The organism is Neisseria sp. P0014.S009 (assembly GCF_051958155.1).
Classification (GTDB): Bacteria; Pseudomonadota; Gammaproteobacteria; order Burkholderiales; family Neisseriaceae; genus Neisseria; species Neisseria flavescens_C.
This window is the reverse complement of the sequence record NZ_JBQCVS010000125.1, coordinates 1-272: the sequence shown is the minus strand read 5'-3', so window position 1 is coordinate 272 and position 272 is coordinate 1. Positions and strand designations below refer to the sequence as shown.

Sequence of the window (272 nt, the reverse complement as noted above, 5' to 3'; positions counted from 1 at the left end):
GTAGAAGCCTGCGTTAAACGTTCGCAAGAAATGGCGCAACAATATAAGGCCGTCTGAACATGCGTGGCGACTTGCTCCTATTATTGGCAGACGCTATTGCCATCCTGTGTATCACGCGCTTTTTGCTCCGATACGCAGGATTGGCAGCAGAACATCCCCTGCTCAAATTCAGCATACAAGCAACAGGCTGGCTGACCAAACCTTGGCAAAAAGCATTTCCATCCGGCGAGAAAACCGATTGGTACTGCCTGCCAGCAGGTTTTCTGGTGTAC

Annotated in this window: 1 pseudogene; it reads left to right on the top strand. The window is 50.4% G+C overall.

The features are described 5' to 3' along the window. Positions 1-59 precede the first annotated feature (59 nt). Positions 60-272, top strand: a pseudogene (locus ACTHS4_RS11970) (YggT family protein); the annotation flags it as partial.